General features: G+C 65.4%; 11 protein-coding genes. 7 read left to right on the top strand and 4 right to left on the bottom strand.

Translation table 11 applies throughout. The annotated features are described in order from the left end of the window. Positions 1-20 precede the first annotated feature (20 nt). From AC1DEY_RS00890 to AC1DEY_RS00875, 4 genes are all read left to right on the top strand, one after another. Positions 21-884: an MIP/aquaporin family protein gene (locus tag AC1DEY_RS00890; RefSeq protein ID WP_476866348.1), complete on the top strand. Its 864-nt coding sequence runs from the start codon at positions 21-23 to the stop codon at positions 882-884. A 176-nt stretch (positions 885-1060) separates the two neighbouring features. After that, positions 1061-2617, top strand: coding sequence for an APC family permease (locus AC1DEY_RS00885; RefSeq protein WP_476866347.1), 1557 nt, complete (start codon positions 1061-1063; stop codon positions 2615-2617). Between the two features lie 70 nt (positions 2618-2687). After that, positions 2688-3923, top strand: a complete 1236-nt coding sequence (locus tag AC1DEY_RS00880) for a saccharopine dehydrogenase family protein (protein ID WP_476866346.1) — start codon at positions 2688-2690, stop codon at positions 3921-3923. Between the two features lie 75 nt (positions 3924-3998). Then, positions 3999-5900, top strand: a complete 1902-nt coding sequence (locus AC1DEY_RS00875; protein WP_476866345.1) for a primary-amine oxidase — start codon at positions 3999-4001, stop codon at positions 5898-5900. A 42-nt stretch (positions 5901-5942) separates the two neighbouring features. On the opposite strand, the gene AC1DEY_RS00870 is transcribed toward AC1DEY_RS00875, so the two are convergent. Beyond that, positions 5943-6713 (bottom strand): alpha/beta fold hydrolase, encoded by a 771-nt coding sequence (locus tag AC1DEY_RS00870; protein WP_476866344.1) that lies wholly within the window; start codon positions 6711-6713, stop codon positions 5943-5945. Between the two features lie 172 nt (positions 6714-6885). On the opposite strand from AC1DEY_RS00870, the gene AC1DEY_RS00865 reads away from it, so the two are divergent. Beyond that, positions 6886-8091 carry an alanine racemase gene (locus tag AC1DEY_RS00865; RefSeq protein WP_476866343.1) on the top strand — a complete coding sequence of 402 codons (1206 nt, stop codon included), beginning with the start codon at positions 6886-6888 and terminating at the stop codon, positions 8089-8091. A gap of 3 nt (positions 8092-8094) precedes the next feature. Here the strand turns inward: AC1DEY_RS00865 and AC1DEY_RS00860 are convergent, their stop codons facing one another. After that, positions 8095-8379 (bottom strand): hypothetical protein, encoded by a 285-nt coding sequence (locus AC1DEY_RS00860; protein ID WP_476866342.1) that lies wholly within the window; start codon positions 8377-8379, stop codon positions 8095-8097. Positions 8380-8790: 411 nt separating this feature from the next. Here AC1DEY_RS00860 and AC1DEY_RS00855 point away from each other — a divergent pair, with 411 nt between their 5' ends. Further along, positions 8791-9162 (top strand): VOC family protein, encoded by a 372-nt coding sequence (locus tag AC1DEY_RS00855; RefSeq protein WP_441408459.1) that lies wholly within the window; start codon positions 8791-8793, stop codon positions 9160-9162. 152 nt (positions 9163-9314) lie between these two features. Here the strand turns inward: AC1DEY_RS00855 and AC1DEY_RS00850 are convergent, their stop codons facing one another. After that, positions 9315-9989 (bottom strand): FMN-binding negative transcriptional regulator, encoded by a 675-nt coding sequence (locus AC1DEY_RS00850; RefSeq protein ID WP_476866341.1) that lies wholly within the window; start codon positions 9987-9989, stop codon positions 9315-9317. Positions 9990-10074: 85 nt separating this feature from the next. Beyond that, positions 10075-11040 (bottom strand): DMT family transporter, encoded by a 966-nt coding sequence (locus AC1DEY_RS00845; protein ID WP_476866340.1) that lies wholly within the window; start codon positions 11038-11040, stop codon positions 10075-10077. Between AC1DEY_RS00845 and AC1DEY_RS00840 the strand changes: the two genes are divergently transcribed. Beyond that, positions 11039-12454: an aminotransferase-like domain-containing protein gene (locus tag AC1DEY_RS00840; RefSeq protein WP_476866339.1), complete on the top strand. Its 1416-nt coding sequence runs from the start codon at positions 11039-11041 to the stop codon at positions 12452-12454. The two genes, AC1DEY_RS00845 and AC1DEY_RS00840, sit on opposite strands and share 2 nt — an antisense overlap. Positions 12455-12468: the final 14 nt, after the last annotated feature.

The following is a 12468-nucleotide window of genomic DNA, read 5'->3' as shown; positions in this document are numbered from 1 at the left end:
GTCGGCGGAGGTGACGGGCCATGGCGGAAAATCAGGGACAAGACGGAACCGGACGCGTGGGCGCGGGTGAGACCCGGGCGCAAGAGCACAATCTTGCCGGCGAACTGGGGGTCCTCGAGCAAAACATCATGCAGCGAATCCAGGATTTTAACGATCCCCGGCAGGAATGGCGGCGGCTGTTCTCGGAGTTGTATGGCACATTCCTACTCGTCATTGTCGCGGCCGGTGGCGGCATGATGAGCCAGGCGTTCCCCGGTGTGATCAGCCGCACGGCGGCCGTGGTGGCCCCCGGCCTGATGGTGATGGGGATCATCCTGTTCATGGGCAAGATCTCGGGCGCGCATCTGAACCCCGCGGTCAGCATCGCGTTCGCCCTCCGCGGCGACTTCCCGTGGCGACGGGTGCCGGGCTACATCGTTGTCCAGCTCATCGGGGCGACGCTTGCCTGCCTGCTGCTGCAAGCCGTAATCGGAGTCTCCGCCACGTACGGTTCCAACTATCCGGCGGCGGACTATACGGCCGGCGCCGCGTTCTTGATGGAGGCACTGCTGACGATGGTGCTGGTCAGCGTCATCCTGGGAACCGCCTCCGGGGCCCAGAACGTCGGTCTGCTGGGGGCGTTTGGAGTAGGCGCCTACATTGCCTTGGCGGGCCTGTGGGGCAGCCCCATCTCCGGCACGTCGATGAATCCGGCCCGGACGTTCGGGCCTGATCTCGCCAGTCTCAATTTCAGCGACTACTGGGTGTATGTCGCCGGGCCGCTGACCGGCGCAGTAGTCGCCGTCGGAATCGCCTTCGTCCTGCGCGGCGCGGGCGGCGGCAGGTCCGGTTCCGGCGCCGCACAGGGTGACCTCTTCACGGAGACCACGAAAGAAGACACCTAGACCGCCGAGGAAGCGCAGGACCCCACGCCCCTGGACCGGATCAATCCGCCCTCTTGCGGTAAATCTGCAGACGATGGATTATTTGCTGTAGTTACCCATCGGGTCTCCCGCTTTTCGTTGGGTAAGGGTTGGATACCGCTTCACCGGCACTGCCGGTTCCTCGGTTGGGAGACAAGATGGCAAGCACTGTTCATTCCGGGAGCAAAGAAGTCGACAGCAAGGGGCTGAAGGGCGGTGCGCTCGGTCTCGTATCGAGTGTCGTCGTGGGAGTCGCATCGACGGCCCCTGCGTACAGCCTTGCGGCGAGCTTGGGATTCATCGTCGTCGGCGGCACCATCTTTGCCGGTGTCAAGGCGCCCGGAATCGTCCTTCTCGCCTTCATCCCGATGTACCTCATTGCGGTCGCATACCAGGAGCTGAACAAGGCGGAGCCTGACTGCGGAACTACGTTTACCTGGGCGTCACGAGCGTTTGGTCCGGTCACAGGTTGGATGGGTGGATGGGGAATTATCATCGCCGACATCGTGGTCATGTCCAACCTGGCCCAGATCGCCGGCGCGTACTCGTTCACGTTTGTGGGCGGATTCGGGCTGCCGGAGGTTGCGGCCCTGTCGAGCAACGTCGTTGCAACGACGATTGCCGGCCTGGCGTGGATCGCGATAATGACCTGGATCTGCTACCGGGGCATCGAGCTCACGGCCCGTGTGCAATACGTACTGCTCTCATTCGAAATCCTCATCCTGATCTTTTTCGCAGTCTTCGCCCTGGTAAGGGTGTATTCGGGGACCGCCGAGCCGTACTCCCTCATCCCGTCCCTGGACTGGTTCAATCCCTTTACACTCGACTTCGGCGAGACGATTGCCCCTGCAATGCTGACCGCGATCTTCATTTACTGGGGCTGGGACAGTGCGGTCTCGGTGAATGAGGAGACGAAGGACCCGGGGAAGACGCCGGGGCGCGCGGCCATCATCAGCACAGTCCTCCTGCTGGCCACCTACGCGATCGTGACCGTCGCCGCCGTCGCCTTCGCCGGCGTCGGCGACTCGGGAATCGGGCTGGCAAATCCGCAAAACTCGGCCGACGTTTTCTCGGCCATCGGACCAACATTGTTCGGCGAGGGCCCGGTTGGATCGATCCTCATGACGCTTCTCGGATTCTCCATCCTGACGTCGGCGTCGGCGTCGACCCAAACGACGATCCTTCCGACGGCGCGCACTTCGCTGTCGATGGCGGTCTTCAAGGCGATCCCGGAAAAGTTCGCGCGGATCCACCCGAATTTCCTCACCCCCACCTGGTCCACTATCGGCATGGGCATCGCCTCCGCCTTCTTCTTCCTCGTCTTCACATTCATCAGCCCGTCCCTCCTTCTGGCCCTGATCGGCTCGATCGGTCTGATGATCGCGTTCTACTACGGACTGACCGGCCTCGCCTGCGTGTGGTTCTATCGCAAGACACTGACGTCGTCCTTCCGGAACTTCATCATGCGCGGGGTGTTCCCGCTGGTAGGCAGCCTCATGCTGGCAGCCGTCTTCGTCTACGGTCTGGCCAACTTCGCCCAGCCCGATTGGCTGCAGGACGCAGATGGCAACAACGTGACAATCTTCGGTATTGGTGCCGAGGCAGTGGTGGGCATCGGCGGCCTGCTGATGGGGGCCGTGCTCATGGGTGTCTGGTGGATTCGGAAGCCCGACTTCTTCCGCGGCCGCACACTGTCCCGGAGCGCGGACGAATGAGGCGCGCCGCCAAGAATCTCACCGCCGACCCCGTGGTTTCCACCCGGTGGCTCCCAGCTGAAGGACACCAATGAGGATCCTGTGCATAGGCGCCGGCGGCGTGGGTGGAGCAGCCGCAGGCATCGCGGCGCGCCGGGGCTTCTTCGACGCATTCGTCGTCGCGGACTACGACGCGGCGCGCGCCGAATCTGTCGTGCAATCCCTTCCTTCTGGCCTCAGGGAGCGCTTTGAGGCGGTGGCCCTGGACGCTTCGAGCAAGGGGGCGGTTGCCGATGCGATACGCCGGTATCGCATCACACACGTCTTCAATGCCGTTGACCCACGCTTTGTGATGCCCATCTTCGAAGGGGCGGCGGAGGCGGGTGCAACGTACCTCGATATGGCGATGTCGCTGTCGACGCCGCATCCCGAGGTGCCCTATCAGCTCCCAGGACTGAAGCTGGGTGATCTGCAATTTGACCAGTCGGGCGAATGGGAAGCCGCCGGCCGCCTGGCCTTGGTAGGAATGGGCGTCGAACCCGGCCTGTCCGATGTCTTTGCCGCCTATGCCCAGGAATTCCTCTTCTCCCGGATCGACGAATTGGCCGTCCGGGACGGGGCCAACCTGGTGGTTGAAGGTTATGACTTTGCCCCTTCTTTTTCGATTTGGACGACGATTGAGGAGTGCCTGAACCCGCCTGTCGTGTACTCATCCGAGCTTGGCTGGAGGACCACAGAGCCGTTTAGCGAGCCCGAGGTCTTCGACTTCCCGGAGGGCATTGGGCCTGTCGAATGCGTCAATGTCGAACACGAAGAAGTGCTTCTCATGCCGCGCTGGATTGACGCCAAAACCGTGAATTTCAAGTACGGCCTTGGCAACGAATTCATCGACGTGCTCCGGGTTCTGCACAAACTCGGTCTCGACTCCACCGAACCGGTGAACGTCAAAGGATCCCTGGTCAGCCCGAGGGACGTTGTTGCAGCGTGCCTCCCGGACCCTGCCACGCTCGGCCCGAAAATCACGGGCAAGACATGTGCGGGGGTCCTGGTCCGGGGCCAAGACAAGGAAGGCAATCCACGAAGTACCTACCTTTACCATGTGGCCGACAATGCGTGGACGATGGAAAACTACGCCAGCCAATGCGTTGTGTGGCAAACGGCCATCAACCCGATCATTGCTCTCGAGCTGCTTGCCAGCGGAACATGGACGGGGGCAGGCGTCCTGGGGCCGGAGGCTTTCCCCGCCAAACCATTCCTGGATTTGATGGCCGCCCCCGAGCCTGAAGGATATGGCTCTCCCTGGCACATCAGGGAGGAAACGAACTAGGGACCCGCCAACGGTCCAGCGGCTCCGGGTTCATGGCCGGAGCAGGGCAACAAGATCTCGGAGAAGGAGAGCGCAGTGAACATTGCGGCCACGTTTCATCCACTGGATCCTCTCAGCGCGGACGAGTTCCGTGCAGCGGCGGTCATGCTCGCCAGCGAGCAGGGCATCACATTTCCTGCCTGGCGACTGGCGGCCATTGAGCTGATCGAACCGGACAAGGCCGCCGTCGACGCCTTCGAAGCCGAAGCCGGAGCGGCGGCGCCCGATCGGGTCGTCGGGGTGAACTGCTTCGAACGGTCCTCCAACAAGACCTACCAGGCGCGGCTGTCCCTGACCCGCGGGGTTGTCCTCTCCTTCACCCATATCCCGGGAGTCCAGGCGAACATGACCGTGGACGAGTGGGAAGAAGCTGACGCGGCGCTGCGCAGTGACCCGCGCGTGATCGCTGCGCTTGCCAAGCGCGGCATCACGGACCTGTCCCTGGTCTTCATGGACGTTTGGACCTACGGCCTGACAATGGTCCCGGAAAAGTACCAGGGCCGCCGGATCGGCTGGTCCGATACCTGGGTCCGTGCCCGTCCAGGAGCGAACCCCTATGCAGGTCCGGTCAACGGTTTCCACTGCATCATTGACCTGGCCTCGATGGAGCTTCTGGACATCGAGGACACCTATGCGGTTGACCCTCCCGAGGTCATGGGCGAATATGTCCCGGCGCTGATCCCGGAGCGGCTCCGCAACGCCAGCACGCGTGAACCGCTGAAGCCGCTGGACATCGTCCAGCCAGAGGGCGTGTCCTTCGGCGTTGATGGCAACGGGATCAGCTGGCAGAACTGGTCCATGCGCATCGGGTTCAACTACCGCGAAGGCATGACCATCCACCGGGTCAGGTATCGCGACGGAGGCCGGGAACGGCCGATCGCAAACCGCCTGTCCTTCGCCGAAATGGCTGTTCCCTATCGGGACCCGAGCGACGACCACTACCGCCGCACCGCGTTCGACGTCGGCGAATGGGGTCTGGGATTCATGACGACGTCGCTTGAACTGGGCTGCGACTGTCTCGGAGAGATCAGGTATCTGGACGCGGTCATGCACAATTCGGCTGGGGAGCCCTTCACCATCAAGAATGCGATCTGTATCCACGAAGAGGACGCAGCGGTGTTGTGGAAGCACATCGACCACGACGGCGGCATGGAGGTGCGCCGCATGCGTCGACTGGTGGTTTCGTTCCATGTCACTGTGGCCAACTACGAATACCTGGTCTACTGGCGCTTCTACCAGGACGGGAACATCGAGTGCGAAGTAAGAGCCACTGGAATCATGGTGGTCACACATTTCGACGAGGGCCAGGAGCATCCGAGCGGAACCCTTGTGGACAACCGGACCTACGCGCCCTTCCATCAACACTTCCTGGTGGCCCGGCTCGACCTCGACATCGACGGTGCGGCCAACACGGTTTACCGCTCGGAAACCGAGATGGTCCCGATGGGTCCGGACAATCCGTACGGGCTCGCCCTGCATCAGAAAAAGACCCCCATCACGACCGAGGGGCACGACGACTATTCCTGGGAAACCCAGCGGGCATGGACGGTTACCAACGACAATTCAGTCAACGGACTGGGAACCCCGGTGTCCTACAAGCTGGTGCCTGGAGCGTCGTTCCCCGCATTCTTTGACCCGGCATCCCCGGTTTTCCAGCGCGCCGAGGTCATTGGGCACACGGTATGGGTGACGCCGAACGATGCCAACGAACGTTGGCCGGCCGGCGAGTTTGTGAACCAAGGAGCAGGCGGACTGGGAATGCCCGAATGGGTGCGGCAGGGCCGGTCCGTGAAAAACACCGACGTCGTGCTTTGGTACGTCTTCGGCATCCACCACATCCCGCGGCCGGAGGAGTGGCCGGTAATGCCGGCGGACACAGTTGCGTTCTGGCTCAAGCCGGTGGGCTTCTTCGACCGGAACCCGGCGCTGGACGTATAGGCACCGGACCGGAGCGGCAGTTCGCCCGGGGCTTGCCCGCACTCAGGCGCCGAGGAAATCCCCGACTACGCGCCCGAGCTCCTCCGGATGCGTCCAGATCAGCGCGTGGTCGGCGGCGTCGATCACCACCAGGCGGGAACCGGGGATGCCGGCGTGGAGCATCCTCGCGTGATGGAACGGCACCGCCTGGTCGTTCGCGGCCGCGACGACGAGCGTCGGGCACGCGATTTCGGCCAGCCGGGGCCTGCTGTCGAACGCCATCGCAGCCTTCCACGCGGACGCCATCGCCTGGGCGTCCTGGTCCGCCATGAGCGCGGCCAGCCAGTCGGTACGTTCGCTGCCCAGCTGCGGGGCCGCCTGGCCGGCTACCAGCCTGGCCAGCCGGCGCATCCCCATGACCCGGAGCGCCGGCGGCATCACATGGCCTTCGACCCACTCGCGCCAGGTGGCCATGTTGTAGGCATAGCTGCACACGAGCACGAGGCGCTCGCAGAGCCCGGGAAAGTCCAGGACCAGTTGCTGCGCGATGGCGCCCCCGTGCGAGTAGCCAAGGACGGCCGTGGAGTCGATGGCGAGATGATCCAGCAAGCGGGCCAGGTCCGCCGCCAGCTGTGTGGCCGTGTACGGAGGCGGAAGTCCCCGGCTCCGCCCGTGCCCGCGCAGGTCTGGAATGATCACCCGATGCCGGGCGGCGAGAGCCTCGAGCACTGGGCCGAACATCTCGCCGGTGACCATCAACCCGTGTATGAGCAGCAAAGGCTTGCCCGAGCCGTGCTCGGTGAAGTGAAGCAAGTCAGTCGGCGCGGGGCTCATATCACTCGCGCAGTCGCCTCTGAATCAGCGGGACCATGGCCCGAGTGTGACACCGCTTCTCCTTCGCAGGCAACTGGCCGAGTCCACCCGTGCGCTGGTACTCCAGTAGATTTGTTCCAGTGTTGAAGCAATCAGTGCAGAAACTTTTGGGACCTAGGAACAGGGGAGTGGCGTGGGCAAGCTGATCGAGAGCCAAGACGGAGCCGAGGGCGAATTCGCGGCCAGGATCGTCACAGGCCCGGCGTATCCCCAGCTGCGGCTCAACAGCGAGGCCCTCGAGATCAATATCCGGGTCATGGCGGCGTGGTGCCGGGACCGGGGCGTGGATCTCGCCCCACACGTGAAGACAACCATGTCGGCACCGATCATCGAGCGGCAACTGGCCGCGGGCGCCGTCGGCGTCACCGTCGCCACCGTGGATCAAGTCGCCTCGGCACTGACGTGGGGACATAGCAACGTCCTGGTCGCCAACGAGATCGTCGACAAATTCGGACTGACGCGTATCCGCACGTGGCTGGAGGAAGACCCCGCACGGGAGATCCGCTGCTTCGTCGACTCGGCGGCCGGGATCAGGACGGCAGGGGAAGTCTTCGACGGCGGTGCCACCGCCCTTGAGGTGCTGATCGACGTCGGAACACCAGGCGGGCGCACGGGGGTGCGGAGCCTGGACGACGGTCTGCTGCTGGCTGAGTTGGTCCGTGCCACGCCGGGCCTGAGACTGGTGGGGGTTGCCGGCTACGAGGGCGTGGTGCCAAACAGCCGGGCTGAGGAGACGGTCGCGGCGGTGGACCGGCATTGCCAACTGGTGCGGGACATCTATCTGGCCGCGGCGGCGTTCTTCGAGACCGCCACTCCCATCTATTCAATGGGCGGATCCGCGTTCCCTGACCGGGTGGTGGAGTTCCTTCCCGACGCCGGCCAGGTGCCCGGAACACGGATCATTCTCCGATCCGGTTGCTACGTCACGCACGATCACGGAACCTACGCCGCCGTCAGCCCCGTCCCGGGACTCATCCCGGCGCTTTCTGTTCGCGCCGTCGTCGTGTCTACCCCTGAACCCGGTATGGCGGTTGTGGGGGCCGGCAAACGGGATCTTCCGTACGACGCCGGACTGCCGGTCTTCCTGTCGGCACGGACAGCGGACGGTGCCACAAAGAACGGCGCCGCCGCGGCGGTGCGCAATCTCTACGACCACCACGCAGTCCTCACCGACGCGACCGGGCTGGAGGTCACCGACACGGTGGATTTCGGGATATCCCATCCCTGCTCCGCATTCGATCGCTGGCCCGAATACGTCCTTACTGACGGCGACGGAGTCGACCTGGACGTGTGGCGCACCGATTTCCGCCGATCGTCCCTGGCGATGGATGACGCCTGACCCTTAGCCCTTGAGGTGCTTGGTGAGGACTTCGAATTCCTCGACGCCCAGGATCTGCATGTGCTGCTCCGCGCTGGTCTCGGCGCGGATCTTGCCGGCAGCGTGCTCGCTGCCGGCAAGGGCGTCCGCGTCCTCCCATAGCGTGATCGACAGTGACTTGTTGTCCTTCCCAAGCAAGTAATAGATGCCCAGGCATCCCGGCAGTTGGAGCACCCGGTTGGCGGTGTCATCTGAGGGTGCCCCGGAGCTGTCCGGGCCGGGCTGATACGTGCTGACGCGAGCGAACATGTTGGCCTCCTAGATCCAGGTCCAGCGGTTGGAGCGCCTGCCGCCCAACCTCCCACCAGTAAGGACCTGCCAGCGTGAATGCACAAGGTCGAAACGGGTTGCTGTGCCGATGCCCATCACGCGCCGTCATGAGATGGCAGTCGTGGGATTCCGCTACGGACGCGCACGGATGACGCGGAGATTCTCTGGCGCTGCTGGTATTCCCGTAGCGCCAGGCGTTTTGCGTGTCGACAACGGGAAAGCGCTGCGAAAAGGGCTGCGACGAAGGCCCGAAGACCCTGTCCAGGTGCCGGTGAACGGTGCGACGATCCGTGGACAAGCACGGTGACCCGGTTCCCAGTTCCGGCTCCCGGGTTCCCGGCGCGACGGACCGCCCGCACCGATCGGGTGGGTCTACCGAGGAGGCATCTGATGATTTCTGCCACGATGGTTGTTGCCACAATTCCGGTCACGGACCTGGAACGGGCGAAGGCGTTCTACGGCGAAACCCTCGGCCTGACATTCTTGTGGGAAACCCCTGTGGGCGTACGGTACCGCTGCGGAACCGCCAGCGAAATATCAATTTTCAAGCGCCCGCCCGTCGCCACGGAGCACACCCAAGCGCACTTCGAGGTGGAGGATATCGAGGCCGTGGTCCAGGACCTGAGCGCCAGGGGCGTCGAATTCCTGGACTATACCGAAGGGCCCTTGGCGACCACGGGCCACATCGCGCAGCTCGGCCCCGCTAGGGGTGCGTGGTTCCGTGATCCTGATGGCAACACACTCGGGCTGCGCCAGGGTTAGAAGCTGATCCCTGCCGCGGCCCAGGCTGCAGAGCCCGGACCGCGGCAATGGGCAGTGCGCCGGACCTATTGCGTGTCACCGGTACGAAAACCTAGCGAAAACAAACGGACTGAGGGCGCTGAATATGTGTTCCCGCTCCGCCCGGCCCTGGCTTAGTCCGGTGGCAGGGCCGAGGCGTCGGAGTGGGGGCATCGCGGCCCGTCGCGGACCTCGCGGGCCGCTTCGACATCGGCGGCGCTTTCCATCTGCCCGCGGGCCCGCAGCCCGGCCACCACGCCGTCAATGTCGGCGTCGGGCCGGTTCTGGCTGAGCTTGTTCTTGGCCTCGATCCGGGTGATGAGAAGTTCGACGCCGACGATCGCCCGCAGTTGGCCGGCAATGTAGCGTTCGGGGGCATCATCGACACTCCAGGGCCGCACCGAGCCGGCTTCATTGTGGTCGCTCAGCTGCCGTACGTGGCCGGCGAGCCAGTCCGGATCGTCGTGGATGACGAGGTTGCCGTACACATGGGCGGTGGAATAGTTCCACGTCGGAACGACGCGTCCGTGCTCTGCCTTCGATGGGTACCACGTCGGCGAGATGTAGGCGTCCGCGCCCTGGATGATGGCCAGGGATTCTCCGGCGGCAAGTTCGGTGCATTGGGGGTTGTTGCGGGCGAGGTGCCCGTGCAGCGCACCGTGTTCACCGGACGTCGGGTCGAACACAAAGGGAATGAGCGTGGCGAGGATGCCTTTCGGGGTCGCCGTGATCAGGTTGGCGGCGGCCGGACGGCGGAGCAACTGCTGGACGGCATCGGGGCCGGCGGTGAAATGTGCGGGAATGTACACGGGGATCCTCCATTCGGATCGGGATCGGGATCGGGATCGGGATCGGGATCGGGCTGTTGTGTTGTCGTGCGGGGCGGAGTTTGGGTCAGCGGGACTGCTTTGCCGCCACGCCCGTCACCGCCTTGGCCCTTTGCGGCGCGGACCGTGAACGGACGGCCAGGCCGGCGCAGAGAACCACCACGGCGCCGCCGACGATGGTGGTCCAGGTCAGCTCCTCGCCCAGGATCAGCCCGGCCCAGCCGATGCTCAGCACAGGCTGGACGAGTTGGATCTGGCTGACCTGTGCCATGGGGCCGATGGCGAGGCCCTGGTACCAGGCAAAGAAGCCGAGGAACATGCTCACGACCCCAAGGTACGCGAAGGCGGCCCATTGCACAGGAGTGCCGGCTGGCGGCTGCCCGGCCGTGGAGAAGGCCACGAGCCCCACCATGAGGGGAGAGGCGAGAACCAGTGCCCACGAGACGGTCTGCCAGGCGCCCAGTTCGCGCGCCAGCTTGCCGCCTTCGGCGTAGCCGACCGCCGCGGGCGCCACGGCACCGAAGAGCAGCAGGTCCGCCTGGTGCAGTTCTCCAATGCCGCCCGACTGCGCGGACGCGAACCCAATGGCCGCAACCGCTCCGACGCCGGTGATGATCCAAAACGTGACGGACGGGCGTTCATGGCCGCGAAGGACTGCCATCACTGCCGTCGCCGCCGGGAGTAGCGCTATGACGACGGCGCCGTGGCTGGCGGGAACGGAGGCGAGGGCGAAGGAGGTCAGCAGCGGGAAGCCGACAACCACCCCGGCGGCGACGACGGCGACGCGCGCCCACTGCGCGCCGCGGGGCGGGCGCTGCCGGGTCAGGGCGAGGGCACACGCCGCGAGAATGGCGGCGACGACGGCCCGGCCCGAACCGATGAAAAGCGGAGACAGTCCGGCAACCGCCACCCGGGTGAACGGAACCGTGAAGGAGAAGGCCGCGACGCCGAGGAGCCCCCACCACATGCCGGTTGCCGGCCGGGAGGATATCGGTTGGTCAATAACCGTAGTAGCGCTACTATTGTCTCTCATGAATAACGATAGCACCTCGCAAATGCTGACTCGGCTCCGGGGGTGGATTTCAGGGGCCGCACCCGGCGCCCGGCTGCCGTCCACGCGGTCCTTGGTTGCCGAGTACCAGGCCAGTCCCGTGACGGTGCAGAAGGTGCTCCGCACGCTCGCCGCGCAGGGCCTGATCGAGAGCCGTCCCGGCGTCGGAACCTTTGTGCGGTCCGTCCGAACCGCCCGGCCGGCGGACTATGGCTGGCAGACGGCCGCGCTGGGCTCACCCCAGGCGCCGGTCCGGCCCGTATCGGCGGCGATGCGCACCGCGCCGAACGACGTCATCGCCTTCCACTCGGGCTACCCGGACCGGGAGCTCCTTCCGGAGCGCCTAGTGCGGGCGGCCCTGACCCGGGCGGCCCGCAGCGAGGCGGCAATATCGTGCCCGCCCGTGGCCGGGCTGCCGGACCTGCAGTCCTGGTTTGCGCACGAACTCCGCGATGCCACCCCGGCCGGGGTGGCGCCACCAACACCAAGCGACGTGATTGTGCTGCCCGGCAGCCAGAGCGGGCTCAGTTCCGTGTTCCGGGCACTTGTGGGCAGCGGGCAGCCAATGCTGGTGGAATCCCCGACGTATTGGGGCGCCATCCTGGCGGCGACCCAGGCCGGCGTCCGGGTTATTCCGGTGCCCAGCGGCCCCGAGGGCCCGGACCCCGACGCGCTGGCCCGTGCCTTCGAGGAGACCGGAGCCCGGCTCTTCTACGCCCAGCCCAACTACGCGAACCCCACCGGCGCGCAATGGACGGCACGTGTGGCTGAGCAGGTGCTGGAAGTGGTCCGCTCCCACGGGGCGTTCCTTGTTGAAGACGACTGGGCGCATGACTTCGGCATCACCACCGATGCCGCGCCCGTGGCCGCCCGCGACGATTTCGGCCATGTGGTCTACATTCGCTCGCTGACCAAAAGCGTGTCGCCGGGCATCCGCATCGCTGCCGTAATCGCCCGCGGCCCGGCGCGTGAGCGCATTCTGGCCGCCCGGGGAGCCGAGTCGATGTATGTCAGCGGCGTACTCCAGGCGGCCGCCCTCGACGTCGTGACGCAACCGGGGTGGCAGACGCACCTGCGCGGACTGCGCCACCAGCTCCAGGCCCGACGGGACCTGCTGGTCAGCAGCCTGCGGGAGCTTGCGCCGCTGGCCCACGTCGAGCATCTCCCCAGGGGCGGGCTGAACCTCTGGGCGCGCCTGCCGGACGGGACCGACGTCGACCGGCTCGTCCGCGACTGCGAGGCCGCCGGCGTCATCATCGCCGCCGGCACCGAGTGGTTCCCGGCCGAGCCGGCGGGGCCGTTCATTCGACTCAACTACGCCGGAGCCAACCCGGGCGCTTTCCGGGAGGGCGCGCGGATCCTCGGCGAGGTGATGGACCGCACGGCCGGCCGGTAGGCGGTGCCAGGCGC

The organism is Arthrobacter sp. 05T47 (genome assembly GCF_056395825.1).
This window is presented reverse-complemented; position numbering and strand designations above follow the sequence as displayed.